Consider the following 22,493-nt stretch of genomic DNA (forward strand, 5'->3'; position numbering starts at 1 on the left):
ATAACCATATGTTTAGTAATGTTTTTATGTTTTACGCCTGAACAGCTCAAGCCAAGATTGTTAATGCCTGTGAACAGGTTTGTGAACGGAACGGGGAAATCGCGAAATATTAAAATATGACCAAGGTCAAAAATAAGTGTCATACCTCCATTGGGATAAATAAAAAATTATCCCAAAAGAGTTAATGAAAATAGTTCTCAAATGCAGTGAGAGCAGGAGCTGCAGTTAAAACAGTGTCGACTAAATCACAATATCAGCCGACACTGAACTAACAAAAAAGGGAGAGTGCAACGCAATAATAGTGGTTACATTCTTAGCCTCCGGAATAGCGCCTGTCCCAGTCTTTCCACACCACGTCAAAACCCGCCTGTTTTACTGTCTTTGCTACCTCGGCCACACTGCGCTCATCACTGATGCTGAACTGTTCTAATGCGGGTTCAGGATTGGCGTAACCGCCGGGCTGAGTACTGGAGGCGGCTGACAGAGCAGTTACCCCTAAAGGCAGCAAATTATCCCTCAGCCAGGGGGATTCCCGGGTCGACAAAGACAGCTCCACACTGGGGTTAAATAAGCGGTAGGCACAAATCAGCTGTACCAGATGCTTGTCCTCCATAATGGACTTTATCTCTGTATTACCTGCGCAGGGACGCAGACGGGGAAAAGAGATGGAGTAACGACTCTGCCAATAGTGGCGCTCCAGATACTCAAGGTGAGCAGCGACATACAGGCTGTCGGTGCGCCAGTCCTCCAAACCTATCAAGGCTCCCAAACCTATTTTGTCGATACCGGCCCGCGCCAGCCTGTCCGGGGTTTGCAGCCGATAGCCAAAGTCAGCCTTTTTCCCCCTCAGGTGATGCCTGGCATAAGTCACAGGATGATAAGTTTCCTGATACACCATTACCGCATCCAGCCCCAGGGCTTTGAGTTCGGCATAGTCATGGCTTTGCAGCGGCTGCACCTCCATCGCCAGATAACTGAAATAGCGCTTAACCAAAGGCAATACCTGACGGAAATAGTCCATGCCCACCTTGGTTTCATGCTCGCCGGTGACCAGTAATATGGAGTCGAATCCCATGGTTTTAATGGCCCGGCACTCTGCCTCTACCTCATCCAGAGTCAGAGTTTTGCGCTTGATGCGGTTATCCATGGAGAAGCCACAGTAGCTGCAGACATTGGCGCAAAGGTTGGACAGGTATAAAGGCAGATACATGCCCAGGGTGTGGCCGAAGCGCTGCCGGGTAAGGGCAGCACTTTGCTGCGCCATCTGCTCCAGGTAAGGCTCTGCCGCAGGCGAGATCAGCGCTTTGAAGTCTTCCAGCGTGCGCTTGCCCGACTGCAGGGCACGCTCAACATCCGTCGCCCTTTTGGCATAGATACTTAAGCGCTGTGCATCCCAGTTGAGCCCGGCAAATGTACTGACAAACCCCTCAGCAATGTCATGCTCATTCACAGGGCAGGCTCTCCAACAGACAGAAAGCCGGTAAGCGGACTGGATGCCACCGCCTGGGTGTGCTCAGGTGCCAGTCCTGACTCGAAGGCTATACGTCCGGCTTCCACAGCCAATTTAAAGGCACTGGCCATAGCAGTGGGATTGGCAGCCGTGGCGATAGCGGTATTCACCAGCACGGCATCGGCCCCCAACTCCATCGCTTCTGCGGCATGGGACGGCGCACCAATACCTGCATCCACCACCACAGGCACCCGCGCCTGATCGATAATAATCTGCAGAAACTCTCTGGAAGCCAGTCCTTTATTGCTGCCAATAGGTGAACCCAGTGGCATCACTGCGGCGCAGCCCACCTCCTCTAAACGCTTACAGAGCACAGGGTCGGCATGACAGTAGGGCAGCACCACAAAGCCCTCCTGCACCAGCTGCTGTGCTGCTTTAAGGGTTTCGATGGGATCCGGCATCAGGTATTTGGGATCCGGGTGGATCTCCAGTTTGAGCCAGTGGGTCCCTAAAGCCTCCCGCGCCAGCCGGGCAGCAAATATAGCTTCTTCAGCACTCCTGGCGCCTGAGGTATTGGGCAGCAGATTGACCCCGGCAGCCAACAGAGGCGAGAGAATATCGTCGTGCTTGTTTTGGGACTCCAGTTCCAGCCGCTTCAGCGCCATGGTCACCAGCTCTGAACCTGACGCCTTCAGCGCTGCTGCCATCTGGCGACTTCCGGCAAACTTACCTGTGCCGGTAAACAGCCGGGAATGAAAGGTTTTATCGGCAATGGTTAACATGGTCAGCCTCCTGCAATTACCTGAAATACGGCGAGATCATCTCCCGGACTGAGCCGGGTATGGGGCCACTCACTTTTGGGCAGCACCATGCCATTAATGGCCAGTGCATAGCCCTGGGGAGTCAGTTCGAGCGCATCAAACACTGCGGTGACATCACTGCCCACAGGCAGCTCAATCTGTCGGTCATTTACCTGTATCAACATATTCGCTTCTCCTCTGTGAGCTTCCCCTGTTCTCTCGACTGCGACTCCCCTGATATCCACAAACAGGACAATCAGCATCTCTGGCAACCGCCAGCGTCTGCCACTCCAGTGTCAGGCCGTTGAAACGTCTCAAGTAAGACATTCCACTGTCCGCATCCAATCCCAATATCAGCTTGATCGCCTGCAGCGCCTGCAAGGTGCCAAGGGTGTTAACCACAGGCCCCATAATCCCCAGAGTGCGACAACTGCCAATCGGTATTGCATCGTCCGGGCTGAGATTGGAATCAAAGGGGAACAGGCATTGATAGCAGGCCGCATCAGACCGCCGGAAATCAAAGGTCATCAGTTGTCCCTGCCAGCCGGTAGCTGCTCCGCTGACAAGCGGCTTTTGCCCCTCTGCACATTTTTGATTGACCTGATATCGGGTGCTCAGGTTATCCGAGCAATCCAACACCAGATCCACGCTCGCCACCTGCTCAGCAAGCAGTTCGCCCCGCAACGCCAGAGGCAAAACCTGTAACTGAATATGAGGGTTAAGACGCGTTAACCTGGCCGCTGTGGCCTTGGCTTTATTGATACCGACGTCGCCACTTTCAAATGCCAGCTGCCGTTGCAGATTGGACAGCTCCACAGCGTCCGGATCGGCAATATGTATCTGGCCGACGCCAGCGGCAGCAAGGCTCAATAAGGCTGCACTGCCCAGCCCTCCGGCACCGACCACCAGCACCCTGGCCCGTTTAAGTTGTAACTGCCCTTCTTCACCCAATTCCGGCAGCATTAACTGGCGGCTGTAACGCAAAAACTCGGCGGCGCTCAGCTCCTCTGTCGCGCTTGTCTCATCAATCACAAACTACCTCCTTGCGGCGTGCCAACAGGGTGTTAAAGCGTGCCAGATCGTCTGTCAGATCCCGTGACTCCGTCACCGCCCTGACCACAGCGACTGCATCAACACAGGTTTGCCAGACATCGGCGGCGCGGCCGAGATCGATACCGCCAATGGCAACTGTGGGTATCCCACCCGCGACCGTTTGCACATGCTGCTTCAGGGTTGCCAGTCCCTGTGGTGGCGTGCTCATCTGCTTGGTGGGAGTGGGAAAGATATGACCTATAGCCAGATAGCTGGGACGCATCCTGATAGCTGTAATCAACTCATCGGCGGTCCGGGTTGATACCCCAAGACGCATACCCGCGGTCGCGATCCCGCTCAGATCTGCTTTGGGCATATCTGTCTGCCCCAGATGCACACCATAGGCGCCGTGCTTCAATGCCAATTGCCAGTAATCATTGATAAACACACAGGCATTGTGCTCCCGCCCCAGCGCGATCGCCCGGCAGATCTCTCTCTCCAGTTCGCAGGGATCGCCCTGCTTTATTCTCAGCTGCACAGTGCGTATGCCCATGGGCAGCAACCGGGCAATCCAGTCAGCGCTGTCTACCACAGGATAGAGATGGGCCAGACCTGCTGGCTCACCACAATTGCTGTCACCGGCCTCAAAGCTGTGCCGGGCAAATTCAATATTGGCCTGAGTCATATCAGGCCTCCGCTTTGGGTCGGTACAGCTCAGCACCTGAGTCTCTAAACTCTTTGGCTTTGTCGGCCATGCCCTGCTCTGCTATCCCGTGTTGGACAAGCTGTGCCTGAGCCATGGAGGCGGCAGCCTGCTCAGCACTTATCATGGTGACTGCGTCACCCGCCAGGGTTTGCAGCGATGGGTTTTCGGCGGCGTACTGACGTACCTCCTGACTGATCTTCATGGAGCAGAACTTGGGGCCGCACATGGAGCAGAAGTGAGCCACCTTACCCGACTCTTGAGGCAGGGTTTCATCATGGAAACTGCGGGCGGTATCGGGATCCAGCGACAGGTTGAATTGGTCTTCCCAGCGGAACTCAAATCTGGCCTTGGACAGCGCATTGTCCCTGATCTGCGCGCCGGGATGCCCCTTGGCCAGATCCGCAGCGTGGGCCGCCAGCTTATAGGTGATAAGGCCGGTTTTAACGTCCTCCTTGTTAGGCAGACCCAGATGCTCTTTGGGGGTCACATAGCAGAGCATGGCGCAGCCATACCAGCCGATCATCGCCGCCCCAATGCCAGACGTTATGTGGTCGTAACCCGGAGCAATATCTGTGGTCAGCGGGCCAAGAGTATAGAAAGGCGCTTCATCACAATGCTTAAGCTGCTCTTCCATGTTCTCTTTGATTAGATGCATAGGCACATGACCCGGCCCCTCAATCATCACCTGCACATCGTATTCCCAGGCGATTTTGGTCAGTTCACCCAAAGTTCTGAGCTCGGCAAACTGAGCTTCATCATTGGCATCGGCAATAGAGCCGGGGCGCAGGCCGTCCCCCAGCGACAAGGAGACATCGAAGCGGGCACAGATTTCACAGATCTCACGGAAGTGGGTATAGAGGAAGTTCTCTTTATGGTGGGCCAGACACCACTTGGCAATGATGGAGCCGCCGCGGGAAACAATGCCCGTCATGCGTTTAGCCGTCAGTGGCACAAATCTCAGCAGCAGTCCGGCATGAATGGTGAAGTAATCTACTCCCTGCTCAGCCTGCTCAATCAGGGTATCGCGCATCACCTCCCAGGTGAGATCTTCGGCAACCCCATTCACCTTCTCCAGCGCCTGATACATGGGCACTGTGCCTATGGGCACCGGGCTGTTTCTCAAAATCCATTCCCGGGTCTCGTGGATATTGCGACCGGTGGACAGATCCATCACGGTATCGCCGCCCCAACGGGTGGACCAGAGCATCTTCTCCACCTCCTCCTCAATGGAAGAGGTCACAGATGAATTTCCTATATTGGCATTCACCTTCACCAGAAAATTGCGGCCGATAATCATGGGTTCAGATTCAGGATGGTTGATGTTGGCGGGAATGATAGCCCTGCCCCCGGCCACCTCTTTACGGACAAACTCCGGGGTGATCTGCTCCGGCAGATTGGCACCAAAACCCTGACCTTGATGCTGATGATTCAGGCTGTCATCTTTAAAACGCTGAGCCGCCCGCCCCATATTCTCCCGGATGGCGATGTACTCCATCTCAGGCGTAATCACGCCCTGACGGGCATAGTGAAGTTGAGTGACACACTTGCCCGGCTGACCACTGCGAATGGCAGGCAAGGCTGGGAACCTGAGTTCGTCCAGGGTGTCATCCGCCAGTCGTGATTTGGCAAACTCAGAACTGACGCCCTCAGTCAGCTCAGTGTCATGACGCTCTTCAATCCAGGATTGCCTGACTTTAGGTGCTCCGCGATAGATATCGATTTGATGGTCAGGATCTGTGTAGCAACCCGAGGTGTCATACACGCGAATACTGTCATTGGGCTCAAACACAGGCTTGTCTTTATCACCCCCCACCAGGCTGGGCGCCAATGTGATTTCCCGCATGCCCACGTTAAGGTCGGGTCGTGAGCCCTGCACATACAGCTTGTTTGAGTTGGGAAAAGGTTGGGTCGACAGGGTGTCGAGGTAAGTTTTGGCTTCGAGCCGGGTTTGTTTTCTGGTCGACATAGCATCACTCCAATTTTATGGGAATTAATGCTTGTCGGATGGCGTTGATGGCAGGTGATTACTGACTGGCGTTTCAATCGCTGTTGAAATGAAACCTCAATAAAACAGCAGTTGCTAATATTGATGCACCATATCCAATACCAAACTGCAGATATGACACGGCCTGTCAGCCACACTTGTTCCCTTCGCAGGTATTAGCCTGATCAGGTTCAACGGATCCCACTTACGTGGTCTCAGCCCTATGCCTGTTGATAAGACAGTTAGCGGGCACTCCGACAAGTAGTAAAGACACAGCTTTCAAGCCTATGTCTCAGGGCACTCAGTATATTTACCGGCTGAAATTTAACAAGTGATGATATTTCAATTAACACCTTCGCCTGAGAATTGTTCGATTATTCCTGCCCTCTGTGCTCAATTCATTGCTCAGGTCACAGACAGAAGTAAAAAAAACGCTAAATTAGCGCCCCCGATCATGTGTGATATTGATGGAACACAATTGAAAACCACAACAACCTATTTAAATAACAATAAGATGAGAAACATTTTCAGGCTCGGTCTGGTGGCTTCTCTGACCCTGACTGGCGCTGCATTCGCAGATGACGATTACCGCAGAGTAATGGAAACCACAGATGACTTTGTTGCGGAACGTGTTTCCATAGCACCTGTGGATGAGATCTTTTTCGGTCGCGCCAACCCCAACAACCAGTTTGAACCCTACGCCGGACTGACAGAAGCCGATGCAGAGCACACCGACGAGCCTGCGGCTGCGCGTCGTAATGCTTCTTACGCCTGGGGCGTGGCTCAGGTGGGTGAAGAGATCTGGTTCGGCAGCCTGAACAACGGCTGGTGTGGCTGGATGATGAAACACCTGAAGTTGCCTATGCTGGTCACCGCGTTCGACTCTGAAGTGCAGGCCTGTAACCTGGTGGATATCGACCGCCCGGGTCAGCTGTATATCTATGATGTCAGCAGCCAGCAAACCAGTGTGATCAACCCCAATGAGATCCAGAACGCGCCGGGCCAGAACTATGCAGACGATATCGCCAAAGGCCCGACCAAGCATCTGGGCAATGGTGTATTTGAAGGCGAAGCCAGCAAGATCTATGGTTTCCGCTCTGCCGGTGCCCACAATGGCGTAGTGTTCTTTATTGGTCATGCCAACCTGGACAGCCAGAGCGCCACTGAATCTGCCGAGGGTTTCCTGCGGGTATTCGCCTTCGACAGTCAGACCCGCACCTATTTGGGTAAAGCTGACTTCCCATACGACTCTTCCCGTCGCATGACAGTGCTGACTCACCCCGATGGCAGCAGCGCCCTGTATACCTTTATGGGTCCGGATACCTCTCTGGGTCAGGCGGGCACTTCAGGCACAGTGGGCCTGCGCTGGGTCGGCACTAAAGACGCGCCATTTGCCGGTGGCGATACCCATGGCTTTGACGTGGTCACCCCTGACAGCTTCCAGTATGAAGGTCTGCCGGGAGAGTTTGTGACAACTCAGGATGAAAAAGGTAAAGAGCGACTGGTGGTCAGTACCTGGGCACACCCCAAGGCGGCCAAAGATCCAGCCTATCAGGGTGGTAACCTGTTGGCGTCCAACCCTATGCCAGTAGCCGGTTTCAGTAAAGCTGAGCCTATGCAGTTCACCACTATCTTCAAGACCGAAGATTTCGATGCTGACCCTGTGATTGCCAAGACCTATGAGATGGGTGCCATGACAATGTTTGATGGCTACCTGTACTTCGGCACCATGCATGTGGGTCACTCAGGTGGTTATGACAAACTGAAAGCGGCATACCCTGAGCAGTTCCCTGCGGTGCAGGATGGTGAATACAGCGCTGTGGAAGAGGAGTTGGCTATCAAGAGCTGGCGTGCGTCGTCTATCTTCCGTATGAAGATGAACCGCTTCTACAAACCTCACAAGTTCAAGCCTGAGCTGCTGTACGGTGATAAAAAACAGTGGGCTTTCAACGGTAGTAAATGGCGTAAACAGCCAAACCGTATGGGTCTGGAACCCAAGTATGGACCTGCAGGTTGGGGCGAAGTGCTGAACGTTTATGCCTGGACTGCCGTGGTGCACGACGAGCAGCTTTACATTGGTGGCTTCGATCTAGGCAGTGGTATGCGCGATTACTATGACAATATCGAAGCGATTCAGAGTAAAGCCGCCAGGCTGCCACGACTGGCACCGGATCAGTTCTGTCTTGCCGGTACCTGTTTCCCTGTCGATATGATGGGTGGCAACAGCTGGCAGGATCAGGCTTACAACAATCCAATGGGCTATGTGTACCGCTGGGCACAACAGGTTCGTGGCAACAGCAACCAGTCCGGCGCCGACCTGATTGTGTTTGAAGAGTCAGACGAAGCTGCCGAGCGCATCACTGCAGATGGTTTTGCCAACCCTGACAATAACGGTATCCGTAACGCCGCAGTGGTAAATGGTGAGCTTTATTTCGGGACTTCAAGCTTCTCAAACCTGGGCAATAATTCCGGTTTTGAGTATTACAAAGTCACCGAGAAATAATAACTGTTATTAATCTCATCGAGATATTTGAGTTATTTCACGAATAAAGTTCAGGGCGACATTAAGTCGCCCTGATTTTTTTAGTAATTAACTAATTTAGTTATCACTTTGCAGAAACCTGTTCCATGATATAGCTCTTCAAAGCAGAAATAAGCAGAGGTGGAATTTTCTCTCTGCGATCCTGACGACAGATAAAGCCATACTTGGGAGCTGGCACTTCTAAATGCAATTTAGCAAACTCTTCTGCAGGCAGTGCCATAGACCTCATACCCGGGAAGCGGGTAATAAACTCAGAGGCACAGGCGGTACCCAACAGGGACACTCCTTCAGACAGGGTCAGACTTTCCAACAAGGTCGCCAGGCTGGCAGTACGCTGCGCCACACTCAACGGCAGACCATGCTTGCTGCAGAACACCTCAAAGGGATCAGTTTCATCGTTAAAGCCAGGCATCTGGGTAATCACATAAGGGTGCTGAGCCAGGTTTTCCAACAGCAACTCCTGCTGCCACAGCGGATGAGATTCAGCGGCAACCACATACACGATACTGCCATTACAGACTGGCTCTGCAGTGATCATTGAGACCCCCTGCTTGCTGCAGTCCGCAGTACGGGTGCACTCTCTGTGGGTCAAGGCAATACAGACATTGCCCTTGACCACATCTTCACAAATCCCTCTGCGGGTTGGCTTCAGTGAAAAAGACAGGCCGGGATAGATTAGCTTGAGAGTCTTATCCAGATAGTCAGGCAGGCCCACAGAGAAAGTCGGAGGTACGGCGATAACACATTCGCTGACATCCACATCCCGGCTGTTTTGCTGGATCAGCTCTTCAGTCAAAGAGACAACCTGGCTGATCACAGGGTAAAGCTGATGCGCCCGGGCTGTAGGAACAAAGCCGGTTTTTTTACGAATAAATAAAGTATCCGCGTATAAATCTCGTAAACCGGATAAATAGCGGCTTACTTTTGATTGCGAAATATCATACATTTCGGCAACGAGTCGGGCGCTGCCAGTTTCATATATCGATTTAAAGACAAAGAATGCCCTGATTTCCTGATCCAACATCTCAACTACCAAGCGTCTTATAGTTATATATTTTAGGCGCTAATATAGCTCTGAATCTCAATTTATAAAATTAAAATGTTGTGAAACAAAAGCAGCCTCTTAAAAATTTAATTATAGGATTCTGAAATAAAAGTCAGCGTTCACAAATTGAGCGATGACTGATTTATTTTTTCTCTCCAATGGCTATTATGCCGCCAATTCCAACACCTGAAGCTTGCCCTCTAAGCACACAGGCTTCGCCTGTCTGTGATGACCCCCTGGTTTAACTACCGGGTACAGATATGCGCCCCTGACCACGACTGTTCTCAGGAGTTGGCAGCCATGATGGATATGGAACACTGTGAAAAACTGACTAACTGACCAAAACGTCAGTCACTGCTGAAACGATTTCCCTGCAAGGTTCGTACGCTTCATCACGTACGGGCCTTTTTTCTTTTTCGCTGTAGGCAAAAACTCCCAAGTTTAAGTTAGAATCTCAAGCAACTCTTTTTACTGTCATTACGCCCCGGCGCAAGGCAGTTCGATAGATATGGTACAGACCTATGCAAACCCATCAAATCGCCGAGCTCAATCTGCTTTGGGGCGCCTTGATACTGGAAGAACTGGCCCGTCTGGGTGTTAAGCATGTATGCATGGCACCGGGTTCACGTTCGACCCCACTGACACTGGCAGCCGCCAGACAGCAAAAGCTCAAACAACATCTGCATTTCGATGAGCGCGGTCTGGGTTTTCTGGCGCTGGGGCTGGCCAAGGCAAGTCGTTCGCCGGTTGCCATTATCACCACTTCAGGTACCGCGGTAGCTAACCTGTATCCAGCTATCGTTGAGGCCTGGTTGACCCATGTGCCCTTGATTGTTCTGTCTGGAGACCGTCCACCTGAGCTGCTCGACTGCGGCGCCAATCAGGCCATTGTGCAACCCGCGATTTTCGCCGGTTATGCCAAACAGATGAATCTGCCGACGCCGGATATCGCCATCGCGCCACAGGCCTTACTGAGCGCCATTGATGATGCCGTCAGCAACCAGTTTCAGCCGCTACATATCAACTGTATGTATCGCGAACCTCTGTATCCCAATGAAACTCACACTGACACCTTTGCCGACTATCTCGCGCCGCTGAATGACTGGCAGCAAGATGACCAGCCATGGTGCCGGGTTGCGACCTGTCAGCCCTCCAGCCTGCCAACTGACGCTCAACTACAGGAGTTTGTCAGGGGTAAAGGGGTGATAGTGGCGGGCACTTTGTCACCCGAACAGGATCCCGCAGAGCTGCTGGCCCTGAGCCAAAAACTGGGCTGGCCACTGCTGACCGATGCCCAGTGCCAGTTGCGCCAGCATCCCCAGGCGATAGGGCATATAGACCAACTGCTGCAGGAGCCCAATGCCAGAGCTTTATTGGATGAAGCCGATAGAGTATTGGTGGTTGGTGGGCGTTTACTGTCAAAGCGCTTGATCAGCTATCTGGCCAAGCATAAGTGGAGTGCTTACTGGCAACTGCTGTTCCGTCAGGAGCGGCTGGACCCAAGCCACAACAGTAAGCAGCTTTTTACCGCCCCGCTGGCGCAGTTTGCGGGCCTTCAGTGGCCTGAATCCAGCCACCGGCAGTGGGCTAATGCACTGAGCCAACATAATCAAGCTCTGGAGCAACTGCTGCAGCAACAGATAGATTTGGGTGAATTTGGCGAAGCCCAGGTGATTAGAACCATAGCCAGAGCCCCGGCCCATCAGCTGTTTATCGGTAACAGTTTGCCGGTCAGAATGTTTGATATGTTTGCCCCCCAGGGTGAAGGCGACACCAGTGTGACTTACACCAACCGGGGCGCGTCTGGTATTGACGGTCTGTTGGCAACGGCCTGCGGCGTAGCAGCCCATGAGGATCAGCCAACCACTTTGGTGATTGGTGACCTGAGCCAGCTCCATGATCTGAACTCCATGGCGATTGCCCGCACCGCAAGCGGGCCATTTGTATTGGTTATTCTCAATAATGATGGCGGCAATATCTTTAACCTGCTGCCGGTTCCCAATGAGGCGCTGCGCAGCCAGTACTATCGTCTCAGCCATGGCCTGAGTTTTGAGGGGGCCGCCACTATGTTTGGTCTGCCTTACCACAGGCCCACTGATGCCGATGAGTTTAAACAGACCTACCTGCAAGCGTTGCAACACAAGGGCACCACAGTGATTGAAGTCGTTGTCAGCTCAAATCAGGCCAGCGACCAGATCGCGGCTATCGGTCAACTGGTGAGACAGGGCCTGTGAGCGCAGAACTGGCAGCAACCGGGTCAGAACTGGCGCTGAGTCGACATGGCGATCCTTCGCTGCCGGCTCTGATGTTGCTTCATGGCTTTCTGGGCAATGCCGATGACTGGCAGCCCTTGCTGCCTTTGCTGACACCTGAGTTCCACTGCCTGTGTGTTGATCTTCCCGGTCATGGCAGCAGCGAGCAATTCAGGCTGCCGACGCCGGGTTTCGATACCTGTGCCGACCTGATAATCAGCACGCTGGACAGCCACGGCATTGATGAGTTTTCTCTGCTGGGTTATTCCCTTGGCGGCCGGGTGGCGCTGCATTTGGCCAACCGCCTGAATCAAACTTCTCCCACCCGACTCAAAGCTCTGATGCTGGAGTCCTGTCATCCGGGGTTGCTGACTCAGCAGGAGAAAGATGCCAGGGCCATCAATGATAATGCCTGGGCTGAGCGATTTGAGAGTACTGAACTGGAAGAGGTACTGCAGGACTGGTATCAACAACCTGTGTTTGCCGACCTCACTGACAGCCAGAGGCAGGCACTTGTAGCCAAACGTCGCCATGCAAACCCTCAGGCTCTGGTCAATTGCTACCGGGCCACCTCTTTGGCGCTGCAACAGGATATGTGGCAGTTGCCCACCAGGCTTGGTTGTCCGGTTTGGTTTTTTGCCGGAGAGAGAGACACTAAATTCTCCGCCCTCGCCGATAGCTGGGCCAGCCAAAGCAGGCTATGCAAACTAAACATCAGGGACGCTGGCCACAATGTTCATATTGAGCAGCCCGCGCTGCTCGCCGATGCCATCATGGAGCAGATAAGAATGACAATGGATGCCACCCATGGCGCACAGCATGAAGTTCAACCTCAGCAATCGGGGCATGAACCAACAGAAACGCAGCGGATCAGCAAAGTCTCGCTATACCGTTATCAAATTCCTTTGCAGCCCTGCTTGCCCGTAGGCGCGGCCCGCATAGACAACAGACAGGGCTTGCTGCTGAGCATCAGCAATCAGCTGGGCGAGACCTTCCACAGTGAGATCGCGCCCCTGTCAGGCGTGGATGTTGACGCAAATCCCCTGACCGGCTTCAGCCGCGAGTCTCTGCAGCAGGTAACTGACTATCTGCAAAGTAAACTGACTTCCTTGCCGGGACAGAGTTATCAACAACTGCTGCAACTGGCAGATGAGAGCCCATTTCCCAGTGCCGCCCTGGGCCTTAGCCTGCTGGAAGCCAAGCTGACGGCGCAACTGCCGGAGGTGAGGATCCCACAGGTGGAGATACCTCTGGTCTACTTCGATAAAGAAGCGGCCAGTCAGGATATTCAAGCCGTTGGTGCTGAGGTCAAAGCCAGAGTATCAGCTCTGCCGCCACAGCTGCACAGCGTTAAAGTGAAGGTGGGACAACTGCCGACGGCACAGGAGATTGAGCTGATTCATCAAATCCTGGCCGCCAACCCCAGACTCAAACTGCGTCTGGATGCCAATCGGGCATTCAGTCTGGAGCAGGCGATAGATTTTTGCGCCTGTTTGCCACAGGATGCCATCGAGTATATTGAAGAGCCTTGCGCCGATCCGGCGGACAATCCCGCAGTTTATCAGGCCACAGGCGTACTTTACGCACTGGACGAAACCCTGAACGATCCGGACTATGAATTCGCCGCCACAGAGGGACTGACTGCGCTGGTGCTCAAACCCATGCTAATCGGCAGCCTCTATCGCCTGAGTGAGTTGATACTCACGGCCGACTCCCATGGGGTGCGCTGTATTCTGAGCAGCGCGTTGGAAAGCTCACAGGGAATCGCCGATATTGCTCGGATTGCCGCCTGGCTGACGCCACAGGAATCTCCAGGAGTCGACACTCTGTGTGCCTTTACCCAGGGCTTGATTGAGCCTCTGGCAGATAAGCCCACACTGCTACAGGCTGATCTGACGCTGCTACAGGAGTGGAACGCCTGATGGCCAGCACTGTGCCCACCATTTTGCCCAACAAGGTGTCGCCACTGCATCTGGCGGCCCTGACAGCCCCTGACTCACTGGCGATTAAATCTGGTGAGCGGGAGCTGAGTTATCAGCAACTGAGTGAGCATGTACTTGCGCTGGGACAACAGCTGACCGAGAAGGGTTTAACAACTGGCGACAAACTTGGGGTTATTTGTAGTAACAGGCCAGAAGCGCTGATGCTCTATTGGGCGTGTATCGATCTGGGCTTGCTGTTCTGCCCCATCTCGCCAAAATTTCCTCAGACCCAGATATTGGCTTTGCTGCAGCAGTACGATATTCGCCATCTGTGGAGTGATGACTGCAAGTTTCTGAACAACACAGAAAGTAAACACTCACTCTTACCAGAACCACTGACTGACTTAAATTTCAGTGCAAAAAGTGAACTAACACGTGCTGAGACTATTCCCCAAATAGATCCGGATACCCGGGCCAATATCATCTTCACTTCAGGCTCCAGCGGTACGCCGAAGGCCGCCGTCCACTGCCTGAGTCAGCACATCGTCAGTGCTAAGGGTTCGGCCTCGCTGATCTCGCTCAACAGCGGCGACAGATGGCTGGCCTCATTACCCCTGTTTCATATAGGTGGACTGGCGATATTCAATCGTTGCGCGCTGGCCACAGCCTGCGTGGTGTTTGCCACCGAGGGCCAATCTCTACCCCAGCAATTGATAACCAACAAGGTCACTCATGTGTCCCTGGTGTCGACTCAATTGCAGCGCCTGCTACAGCAACACAGCGACAGTCTGCAGTACTGCAAAACCCTGCTGCTGGGTGGCGGCGCCATTCCCCAGCCTTTGCTCGACAAGCTGGCCGATATGGGGATCCCGGCATTCACCAGTTATGGCATGACAGAGATGGCTTCCCAGATAACCACTGGTAAAGCGCTGGGAGATGGCAGCAGTGGAAAGTTGCTGCCAGGCCGGGAGCTGGAGATCCGCAACGGCGAGATTTGGGTTAAAGGCGATACCCTGTTCTGCGGCTACTTAACCACAAACAAACAAGGCGAAGCTGCTGAACAGCTCCAGTTGGCAATCGACCAAGATGGCTGGTTCTGCACCCGGGACAGAGGCTATTGGGACAACAAGGGTAATCTGCATATCACAGGGCGCAGCGACAATATGTTCGTGTGCGGCGGCGAGAATCTGCAGCCCGAAGAGGTAGAAGCTGTACTGAAACGCTTCCCCGGTGTAGAGGATGCCCTGGTGTTCCCGGTGGCTGATAAGGAGTTTGGCTGCTTGCCTGTGGCTGTTATCAAGGGAGAGTTGCCGGAACAGCATAAGCTGGATGAGTTTGTGGCTGAGCAGATTGCCAGATTTAAACGCCCCAGATCCTGCTTCCCCTGGCCTGAGCAAGAGCAGCCAACCGGACTCAAGATCAACCGCAAACAGGTTATTGCGGAGGTCAGGGCTCAATTTAATCTGGCTGAATAGCTCCAACTCTACTTCAGTCGTAACTTGTATATACAGGTAATACAGCAGCAGACGCCAGAAACAACAAAGCCCGCATCAGCGGGCTTTGTTTTGAATAGAGATTATCAGAAAGATTCCAGACACAGCTGCTGTTTCAGCTTGTTCATGGCGTTCTTCTCCAGCTGACGAATTCGCTCAGCTGACACCTGATATTTATCTGCCAGTTCCTGCAATGTGGCCTTGTTTTCGTCCAGCCAACGGGTCTGCAGAATATACTGACTGCGCTCATCCAGTGTCTTGATAGCAGACAACAGACGAGTCTGAGAGTCGTTTTCCCAGTTGTCGTTCTCGACCTGGGCTGCGATATCAGAAGAGTGGTCTTCCAGATACAGTGCCGGGGCGAAGTCATTGGAATCATCGTCATTGTCACTGGCCAGATCAAACGCGGGATCCTGAGCCGACATACGGGATTCCATCTCGGTGACGTCCTGTTTGGACACGCCGAGATTTTCTGCCACCATGGACACTTCATCGTCGGTAAACCAGCCCAGGCGCTTCTTGGCTTTACGCAGGTTGAAGAACAACTTGCGCTGCGCTTTGGTGGTCGCGACTTTAACAATACGCCAGTTTTTCAGCACGTATTCGTGGATTTCAGCTTTAATCCAGTGCACGGCAAATGACACCAGACGCACACCCACTTCAGGGTCGAAACGCTTTACCGCCTTCATCAGGCCGATATTACCTTCCTGAATCAAATCCGCCTGTGGCAGTCCATAACCTGAGTAACCTTTGGCTACATGCACAACGAATCTCAGGTGGGACATAATCAACATCTTTGCCGCCTGCAGGTCACCTGTTTCCTGCAAACGCTTGGCGAAACGATACTCTTCCTCGGCATCGAGAACAGGAATACTGTTTACCGATTGGATATAAGCATCGAGACTGGCGCTCCCCTGAGGAACCATCAGTGCCATTGATTGCGTTTGTTCAGTCATTCACGCTCCTGTAAAAAAATCGTTGTTTTAGGCTAAGTTAGACCAGCCCAAGCTCGCTAGAGCCTGCCAATTGATGCTTTTTGCAACAATTCATGCAGCTGAACTATCGTTGAATTAGTGGCCGCTGTCAACTTCACCGGCACCACATCTGCCCTGTGTAAACCAAAGTTCATCCGCATCTTCCGCTGTCAGCACACCAGCTGACAAGACAGCATTTGGTAAGCAGTTGTTACTGGGGCTCAATCGCTCTTAAATGCTGGCGAACCGAAATATATGAGCCCAGCCATCCCAGGAAGGATGCAACCCCAACCAACTGCAGTAACTCATTAAACGACAGCGCCTGCATGGACATCTGACTGCCATACAGCCCCAGGAGTTCCGCAAGCGCACCGTCCAGATACCAGACCAGCAGGTTGATAATAATCCAGGCCAGCACACCGCCAATCACACCGTACCAGATACCGGTATAAAGGAAGGGACGCTGAATAAAGCCCTCAGTGGCCCCCACCAGTTTCATGACTTCAATTTCGGTACGACGGTTCATAATCGCCAGTCGTATGGTGTTACCAATAATCAGCACTACGGCCAATATCAGCAGAGCAGCCACAGCTGAGACAGTACGCTCCAATAAACTCACTACCGCCTGCAAACGTTCCAGCCACTCGATATCCAGTCGGCCAAAGCTGACTTCAGGCTGTTGCTGCAGTTTTTGCAGCAGTTCCCTTGCCCCTTCAGGGCTGGAGTATCGGTTGGTCGGGGTAACCATCACTACTGCTGGCAGTGGATTACGATCCAGATAAGAGAGAGCATCACCAAAGCCGGACAGGGTCTGAAACTCTTCCAGCGCCTGATCCCGGCTGATGTAACTGACATCAGCGACTTCCGGGAACACCTTGATGCGGGTGATCAGACTTTGAATCGCCTGTTCGCTGCGTCCCTCATCAATAAACAGGGAAATTTGCGCGGCGCTTTCCCAGCTGCGGGTAATGGATTCGGCATTCTTCACCAGTACCTGCAGGGCGGCCGGTAAGCTGAGGCTCACTCCCAATACGGCCATGGTCATAATGGACGAGACAGGGTTGCGCCAAAGCTCTCCCATACTCGCCATCGCCTGCTGGATATGACGGATAAAGAACATCACGATTCTGCCGGTAAATGGCAGCTTACTGCGATTGAGTTGCGGCTGGCTCATCCCTGTATCCTCAATATCCCGGTCCAGCCGGCTCCAGTTCATTGGCACCCAACATACGACCCTGCTTGAGTGTCAGAGTTCGGTACTTCATCCGGGCAATCAGCCCCAGATCGTGGGTGGCGATAAGCACACTGGTACCCGCATCGTTGAAGGTTTCAAACAAACGCAGAATATCCATGGAGAGCTTGGGATCCAGGTTGCCTGTTGGCTCATCCGCCAACAGCAAGGGAGGCTTATTCACAATCGCGCGGGCGATACCCACACGCTGCTGCTCACCGCCGGACAGCATGACAGGCGAGTGCTTGTCTTTACCATACAGGCCAACCATATCCAGCGCACCATCGACCCGCTTGCGGATCTCCCCCAGAGAAAAGCCTTCGATAACCAATGGCAAAGCCACGTTGTCAAATACGCTCTTGTCCATCAACAGATGGTGGTTCTGGAAGATCATGCCGATATGACGGCGCAGATAGGGCACCTGATTGCGGCTGATGTCGGCAATATTGTGGCCATTAATCCAAACTTTGCCGGCACTTGGCCGCTCAATCACAGTCATGAGTTTGAGCAGGGTACTCTTACCGGCCCCTGAGTGACCGGTTAAAAATGCCATTTCTCCCTGCTTGAGGTGAAAACTGACATCTGTCAGCGCTTTCTGCCCACCCGGGTAGACCTTGCTTACCTGCTCAAAGCGAATCATGGCTTTGTTACTGTTCCTTGTCGTGGCTGAATAGCGCGTCGATAAAGTCTTTGGCGTTGAACTGACGCAGATCATCAATCTGCTCGCCCACACCGATATAACGAATAGGAATACCAAACTTATCGGCAATCGCAAAGATCACCCCGCCTTTGGCCGTACCATCCAGCTTGGTGATACTGATACCTGTCACGCCAACCGCTTCCTGGAACAGCTGTGCCTGACTAATGGCGTTCTGGCCTGTGCTGGCGTCCAGAGTCAGCATCACTTCGTGTGGTGCATCCGGATCCAGCTTCTTCATTACCCTGACCACCTTCTTCAGCTCTTCCATCAGATGGCTCTTGTTCTGAAGACGACCGGCGGTATCTGCAATCAAAACATCAACGTTACGGGCTTTTGCAGCTTGCAGCGCGTCAAACAGTACTGAGGCACTGTCTGCACCTGTGTGCTGGGCAATCACAGGGATATCATTACGCTGACCCCAAACCTGCAGCTGCTCAACTGCAGCGGCACGGAAGGTGTCACCGGCAGCCAACATGACAGACTTGCCTTCACGCTGATATTGCTTGGCCAGTTTGCCAATGGTGGTGGTCTTACCCACACCATTTACCCCCACCATAAGGATCACAAACGGGCCATTGGCATTTTCCGGCACCAAAGGCACATCTACAGGCTCGATAGTGTCATGCATCTCTTTACGCAGCAGCTCGTAAAGGGCTTCTGCATCTTTTAACTGTTTGCGGCTGGCATGGTCAGTCAGGTTATTGATCAGCTTGGTGGTAGTTTCCACGCCCACATCGGCGATCAACAGTTGCTCTTCCAGCTCCTCAAACAGATCATCATCGATCTTCTTGCCACGGAACAGGCTGGCGAAGCCACTGCCGATGTTCTCGCTGGTGCGCATCAGGCCACGTTTCAAGCGAGCAAAGAAGCCCTCTTTAACCGGCTTTTCCTGCGGTTCTGGCTGAACTTCGGCCTGCTCCGCTTGCTGGCGGGCCGCTTCCTCTTCAGCCTGGCGTTGAGCTTCTGCTTCAGCCTCTACACGCGCAGCTTCTTCGGCCTGACGCTGAGCTTCTGCTTCAGCCTCTAAACGCGCAGCTTCTTCTGCCTGACGCTGGGCTTCTGCTTCAGCCTGCAAACGCGCCGCTTCTTCTGCCTGACGCTGAGCTTCTGCCTCTAAACGTGCCGCTTCTTCGGCCTGACGCTGGGCTTCCGCTTCAGCCGCCAAACGTGCAGCTTCTTCTGCCTGACGCTGAGCTTCTGCTTCAGCCTCTAAACGTGCCGCTTCTTCTGCCTGACGCTGAGCTTCTGCTTCAGCCTCAATACGTGCCGCTTCTTCTGCCTGACGCTGAGCTTCCGCTTCAGCCTGCAAACGTGCCGCTTCTTCGGCCTGACGCTGGGCTTCCGCTTCAGCCTGCAAACGCGCAGCTTCTTCTGCCTGACGCTGAGCTTCTGCTTCAGCCTCTAAACGTGCCGCTTCTTCGGCTTGACGTTGGGCTTCTGCCTCAGCTTGCAAACGTGCAGCTTCTTCTGCCTGGCGGCGAGCTTCTGCTTCTGCCATTTCACGAGCCTGAGCTTCAATGCGCTCCTGCTCGATACGTGCAGCTTCGGCAGCTAACGCCTGCTGGCGTTCAGCTTCAATACGAGCCTGCTCTTCAGCCTCCAAACGTGCCTGCTCAGCCGCTATTTCCGCTTGCAGTCTGGCGGCTTCTTCAGCCTTCAAGGCTTCTGCTTCAGCTGCCAAACGTGCAGCTTCTTCAGCCTGACGCTGGGCTTCTGCTTCAGCCACCAAACGAGCAGCTTCTTCTGCCTGACACTGGGCTTCCGCTTCAGCCTGCAAACGTGCTGCTTCTTCGGCCTGACGTTGGGCTTCTGCCTCAGCTTGCAAACGTGCAGCTTCTTCTGCCTGACGTTGGGCTTCTGCTTCAGCCTCTATACGTGCCGCTTCTTCGGCCTGGCGCTGAGCTTCTGCTTCAGCCGCCAAACGTGCCTCTTCTTCTGCCTGACGCTGAGCTTCGGCTTCAGCCGCCAGACGTGCCTCTTCTTCGGCCTGGCGCTGGGCTTCTGCCTCAGCTTCCTGGCGCGCAGCCTCTTCCTCAGCCTTCAGACGGGCAGCTTCCTCAGCAGCCTGCTGTGCAGCAAGCTCCGCAGCTTTGTCTTCTTCTTTTGATTTATCTCTGCGGAACCAGGAAAAAAAACCTTTCTTTGCCATGTGTGCTACCAATACTCAAGGAGTTGTAATTCAGTGATTGCGCTGCCTAACGCAGAAACGGCTCAAGTTGCCATTCTCCGGATTAAACAGCCAAACCAAGGGCCACAGGGACTCCCCCGCCGCCCTCAGTTCATGTAAAATAGCGCCCCTTAAACCAGCTGCAGACCCGTTTTTGTCGAGGTCAAATTGCCGGCTGGGCAGGAGGCTGCATAGTCTACCACTTTCTTTCTTCAGGCAAAATCACGGGGGCATGATGGCCAGAAATCGACCAGGCAGTGGCCAGGTAAGAATCATTGCAGGACAGTGGCGTTCCCGCCGTTTGCCGATCCAGGATCTTGAGGGCTTACGCCCGACAACAGACAGAGTCAGAGAGACGCTGTTTAACTGGCTGAGTGGCGAACTGTCTGGTGCCCGTGTGCTGGACTGCTTTGGTGGCAGTGGCGCATTGGCGATGGAAGCTTTGTCTCGTTATGCTGCCTATGCCAGAGTTTTTGAGCTGCAAAAAAGTGCCGTGGTGCAACTGCAAAGCAACCTGAAAACCCTGAAATGTGAACATGCCGATGTAGTTGCCGGTGACAGCCTGAACCTGCTGGCACAGGGGCCAAAGGGACAGACTGCACGTCAGGACCCAGCTTCAGGCCAGGGTTTCGATATCATCTTTATCGACCCTCCGTTCAGAAAAGGGCTGGCAGAGAACAGCATTAAAGCACTGGCGGCTCACAACTGGCTGAAACCTGATGCCCTTATCTATGTGGAAACCGAATCAGAGTTACAGGCCTTACCTATCCCAGCTGATTGGCACCAGCTGAAAGAGAAAACCGCAGGCCAGGTGTGCTATCGCCTGTATCGCTTCGAACCCGAATCAACACAAGAATAAGAGACACAGATGAAATACGTGATGCTACTGGGAAAATGTATGACAGGCTTTGCCTGGGCAGTGATGGTGTACAACCTGTTTATGCCATTTGAAGGCAACACAGGCCTGGCGCTGAATATCCTGCTGCTGGTCACCGCCTTTATGCACGGCATTCAGGTAATCATGTTTTACGGCATGTTCAGCCAATATATGGCACTGACCAAAAAAGACTTTCTGAAGGTGTTCGGTTTCGGGGTTTTCGCCCTGCTGGAGTATCGCCAAAAACTGATGCAAAAGCTGCAACAGCAAAACGCCTGATCTCTGAATATGGATAGTGCCTGCAGTGCAGTGGGCACTTTTATCCTTTCTCTATCCTGCTTGTATCCTATTTTTATCCCTCACTTATCCTTTCCTTATCCTGCTTTTTAGGAGCCGTTCGGCGCTGTGATTGTCGTGTTCGGTAAAACAAAAACCCCCGCCGAATGGCAGGGGTTTTTCGTATCAGGTGTTTACCCTAAGGTCCAAATTAGTTCTTTGGATATGGGTGAGCCACGCCTTTGTGACAGTCGATACAGGTCTTTCTGTCTTCAGGAGCTTTCTTGAAGTTCATGGCGTGCATTCTTACAGCCATCTTCTTCATTTCTGGAGAAGGATCTTCATAGATACGGTTGTGACAGTTCTGACAGGTAGAAGAGTCGATAGAACGCAGGTAGTTGCGGGCCAGCTCAGCCTGCTCTTTGCGGTTTTCTTCCAACCATTCCTGAGTTTCAAAACCATCAATAGTCAGGTAACCGATGATGTCTTTGGACACAACGATTTTCTTAACCAGGTAGTTGAATGGCTCCTGCGCAATGTGACACTGCTGACACTGAACCACGATACCTGCACTGTTAGCGCCGTGTGGAGATTCCAACACTTCATCTTTCAGTGAGTGACCAGCGTGACAAGTCATACAGAAAGCATCTGTACTGGTTGCATGCAGGGTCTGTTGAGTAGCAAAAAAGCCAACTGCGCCGACAACGATACCAACGATCAGCAGGGCCAGTACTGAGTATTTTGCGCTGGGCTTTAAAAGTGCACGCCAGTTCATCACTCTTCTCCGATTTTTTCAGTAATTAGAAAACTATAGAATTCTTTTTTTTAATAGTATGCGTTTTACATTTTCAGAAAATTGACTCCAGGCCAATAAACGAAAATTTATACAAACTTAGTGTAAAAATGAGATCTGGATCCTGCTGTTGTCATTGCAATGACATTCACAAGCATGCGCTCTAATTTAAACATCAGGAATTTATAATGATCTCAATGCGATAATTTTATCATCAGCAATCTGGACGATATTCCACAACCTTGGTGA

General features: G+C 52.9%; 18 protein-coding genes, 1 pseudogene and 1 riboswitch. Of the genes and pseudogenes, 6 read left to right on the forward strand and 13 right to left on the reverse strand.

The window, feature by feature from the left end:
• Positions 1-313 precede the first annotated feature (313 nt).
• The 6 genes from thiH to thiC are packed head-to-tail and all read right to left on the reverse strand — an operon-like array spanning position 314 to position 5,954.
• Entirely contained in the window at positions 314-1,450 is a 1,137-nt protein-coding gene (gene thiH, locus ACFOE0_RS12295; protein ID WP_248936933.1) for a 2-iminoacetate synthase ThiH, read from the reverse strand.
• On the reverse strand, positions 1,447-2,232 hold the full coding sequence (locus tag ACFOE0_RS12300; protein ID WP_248936932.1) for a thiazole synthase: 786 nt from the start codon (positions 2,230-2,232) through the stop codon (positions 1,447-1,449). Before ACFOE0_RS12300 ends, thiH begins: the two co-directional genes overlap by 4 nt.
• 2 nt (positions 2,233-2,234) lie before the next feature.
• Complete coding sequence (gene thiS / locus ACFOE0_RS12305) at positions 2,235-2,435, reverse strand: sulfur carrier protein ThiS (RefSeq protein ID WP_248936931.1); 201 nt, start codon at positions 2,433-2,435, stop codon at positions 2,235-2,237.
• Complete coding sequence (locus ACFOE0_RS12310; protein WP_248936930.1) at positions 2,416-3,282, reverse strand: HesA/MoeB/ThiF family protein; 867 nt, start codon at positions 3,280-3,282, stop codon at positions 2,416-2,418. Before ACFOE0_RS12310 ends, thiS begins: the two co-directional genes overlap by 20 nt.
• Positions 3,275-3,967 carry a thiamine phosphate synthase gene (gene thiE, locus ACFOE0_RS12315; RefSeq protein WP_248936929.1) on the reverse strand — a complete coding sequence of 231 codons (693 nt, stop codon included), beginning with the start codon at positions 3,965-3,967 and terminating at the stop codon, positions 3,275-3,277. Before thiE ends, ACFOE0_RS12310 begins: the two co-directional genes overlap by 8 nt.
• A 1-nt stretch (position 3,968) precedes the next feature.
• The gene (thiC, locus tag ACFOE0_RS12320; protein ID WP_248936928.1) at positions 3,969-5,954 is read right to left on the reverse strand and encodes a phosphomethylpyrimidine synthase ThiC; all 1,986 of its coding nucleotides are present in this window, start codon (positions 5,952-5,954) and stop codon (positions 3,969-3,971) included.
• 163 nt (positions 5,955-6,117) lie between these two features.
• Positions 6,118-6,239: riboswitch (TPP riboswitch) on the reverse strand.
• Between the two features lie 247 nt (positions 6,240-6,486).
• Here thiC and ACFOE0_RS12325 point away from each other — a divergent pair.
• Complete coding sequence (locus tag ACFOE0_RS12325) at positions 6,487-8,475, forward strand: hypothetical protein (RefSeq protein ID WP_248936927.1); 1,989 nt, start codon at positions 6,487-6,489, stop codon at positions 8,473-8,475.
• 103 nt (positions 8,476-8,578) lie between these two features.
• Here the strand turns inward: ACFOE0_RS12325 and ACFOE0_RS12330 are convergent, their stop codons facing one another.
• Positions 8,579-9,310, reverse strand: coding sequence for a LysR family transcriptional regulator substrate-binding protein (locus ACFOE0_RS12330; protein ID WP_248936926.1), 732 nt, complete (start codon positions 9,308-9,310; stop codon positions 8,579-8,581).
• Between the two features lie 48 nt (positions 9,311-9,358).
• Positions 9,359-9,538: pseudogene (locus ACFOE0_RS12335) on the reverse strand (helix-turn-helix domain-containing protein); the annotation flags it as partial.
• 542 nt (positions 9,539-10,080) lie between these two features.
• On the opposite strand from ACFOE0_RS12335, the gene menD reads away from it, so the two are divergent.
• From menD to menE, 3 genes are read left to right on the forward strand one after another with little or no spacing between them, the layout of a single operon-like run.
• The gene (gene menD, locus ACFOE0_RS12340) at positions 10,081-11,793 is read left to right on the forward strand and encodes a 2-succinyl-5-enolpyruvyl-6-hydroxy-3-cyclohexene-1-carboxylic-acid synthase (protein WP_248936925.1); all 1,713 of its coding nucleotides are present in this window, start codon (positions 10,081-10,083) and stop codon (positions 11,791-11,793) included.
• On the forward strand, positions 11,790-13,733 hold the full coding sequence (menC, locus tag ACFOE0_RS12345; RefSeq protein WP_248936924.1) for an o-succinylbenzoate synthase: 1,944 nt from the start codon (positions 11,790-11,792) through the stop codon (positions 13,731-13,733). Before menD ends, menC begins: the two co-directional genes overlap by 4 nt.
• Positions 13,733-15,208: an o-succinylbenzoate--CoA ligase gene (menE, locus tag ACFOE0_RS12350; RefSeq protein WP_248936923.1), complete on the forward strand. Its 1,476-nt coding sequence runs from the start codon at positions 13,733-13,735 to the stop codon at positions 15,206-15,208. The genes menC and menE overlap by 1 nt, the downstream gene beginning before the upstream one ends.
• A 104-nt stretch (positions 15,209-15,312) precedes the next feature.
• Here the strand turns inward: menE and rpoH are convergent, their stop codons facing one another.
• The 4 genes from rpoH to ftsY all read right to left on the reverse strand — a co-directional run bounded on the left by rpoH (position 15,313) and on the right by ftsY (position 20,280).
• The gene (gene rpoH, locus ACFOE0_RS12355) at positions 15,313-16,182 is read right to left on the reverse strand and encodes an RNA polymerase sigma factor RpoH (RefSeq protein ID WP_248936922.1); all 870 of its coding nucleotides are present in this window, start codon (positions 16,180-16,182) and stop codon (positions 15,313-15,315) included.
• A gap of 229 nt (positions 16,183-16,411) precedes the next feature.
• Positions 16,412-17,374, reverse strand: coding sequence for a permease-like cell division protein FtsX (gene ftsX, locus ACFOE0_RS12360; RefSeq protein WP_248936921.1), 963 nt, complete (start codon positions 17,372-17,374; stop codon positions 16,412-16,414).
• Positions 17,375-17,384: 10 nt separating this feature from the next.
• Positions 17,385-18,071 (reverse strand): cell division ATP-binding protein FtsE, encoded by a 687-nt coding sequence (gene ftsE / locus ACFOE0_RS12365; protein WP_115136444.1) that lies wholly within the window; start codon positions 18,069-18,071, stop codon positions 17,385-17,387.
• Between the two features lie 7 nt (positions 18,072-18,078).
• Entirely contained in the window at positions 18,079-20,280 is a 2,202-nt protein-coding gene (gene ftsY / locus ACFOE0_RS12370) for a signal recognition particle-docking protein FtsY (protein ID WP_248936920.1), read from the reverse strand.
• Positions 20,281-20,533: 253 nt separating this feature from the next.
• Between ftsY and rsmD the strand changes: the two genes are divergently transcribed.
• Entirely contained in the window at positions 20,534-21,157 is a 624-nt protein-coding gene (gene rsmD / locus ACFOE0_RS12375; RefSeq protein WP_248936919.1) for a 16S rRNA (guanine(966)-N(2))-methyltransferase RsmD, read from the forward strand.
• A gap of 9 nt (positions 21,158-21,166) precedes the next feature.
• On the forward strand, positions 21,167-21,454 hold the full coding sequence (locus ACFOE0_RS12380; protein ID WP_248936918.1) for a DUF1145 domain-containing protein: 288 nt from the start codon (positions 21,167-21,169) through the stop codon (positions 21,452-21,454).
• Positions 21,455-21,662: 208 nt separating this feature from the next.
• Here the strand turns inward: ACFOE0_RS12380 and ACFOE0_RS12385 are convergent, their stop codons facing one another.
• Entirely contained in the window at positions 21,663-22,226 is a 564-nt protein-coding gene (locus tag ACFOE0_RS12385) for a NapC/NirT family cytochrome c (protein ID WP_115136447.1), read from the reverse strand.
• Positions 22,227-22,493: the final 267 nt, after the last annotated feature.

Source organism: Shewanella submarina (assembly GCF_042646185.1).
In the GTDB taxonomy this organism is placed as follows: domain Bacteria; phylum Pseudomonadota; class Gammaproteobacteria; order Enterobacterales; family Shewanellaceae; genus Shewanella; species Shewanella corallii.

Excerpts from the sequence above, each read along its gene's own strand:
- ACFOE0_RS12380 (WP_248936918.1), top strand. The coding sequence starts at position 21,167 with ATGAAATACGTGATGCTACTGGGAAAATGTATGACAGGCTTTGCCTGG.
- ftsX (WP_248936921.1), bottom strand. The coding sequence starts at position 17,374 with ATGAGCCAGCCGCAACTCAATCGCAGTAAGCTGCCATTTACCGGCAGA.
- ACFOE0_RS12385 (WP_115136447.1), bottom strand. The coding sequence starts at position 22,226 with ATGAACTGGCGTGCACTTTTAAAGCCCAGCGCAAAATACTCAGTACTG.
- ACFOE0_RS12325 (WP_248936927.1), top strand. The coding sequence starts at position 6,487 with ATGAGAAACATTTTCAGGCTCGGTCTGGTGGCTTCTCTGACCCTGACT.
- ftsY (WP_248936920.1), bottom strand. The coding sequence starts at position 20,280 with ATGGCAAAGAAAGGTTTTTTTTCCTGGTTCCGCAGAGATAAATCAAAA.
- thiE (WP_248936929.1), bottom strand. The coding sequence starts at position 3,967 with ATGACTCAGGCCAATATTGAATTTGCCCGGCACAGCTTTGAGGCCGGT.
- thiS (WP_248936931.1), bottom strand. The coding sequence starts at position 2,435 with ATGTTGATACAGGTAAATGACCGACAGATTGAGCTGCCTGTGGGCAGT.
- rsmD (WP_248936919.1), top strand. The coding sequence starts at position 20,534 with ATGGCCAGAAATCGACCAGGCAGTGGCCAGGTAAGAATCATTGCAGGA.
- ftsE (WP_115136444.1), bottom strand. The coding sequence starts at position 18,071 with ATGATTCGCTTTGAGCAGGTAAGCAAGGTCTACCCGGGTGGGCAGAAA.
- thiC (WP_248936928.1), bottom strand. The coding sequence starts at position 5,954 with ATGTCGACCAGAAAACAAACCCGGCTCGAAGCCAAAACTTACCTCGAC.
- menE (WP_248936923.1), top strand. The coding sequence starts at position 13,733 with ATGGCCAGCACTGTGCCCACCATTTTGCCCAACAAGGTGTCGCCACTG.
- menD (WP_248936925.1), top strand. The coding sequence starts at position 10,081 with ATGCAAACCCATCAAATCGCCGAGCTCAATCTGCTTTGGGGCGCCTTG.
- rpoH (WP_248936922.1), bottom strand. The coding sequence starts at position 16,182 with ATGACTGAACAAACGCAATCAATGGCACTGATGGTTCCTCAGGGGAGC.
- ACFOE0_RS12300 (WP_248936932.1), bottom strand. The coding sequence starts at position 2,232 with ATGTTAACCATTGCCGATAAAACCTTTCATTCCCGGCTGTTTACCGGC.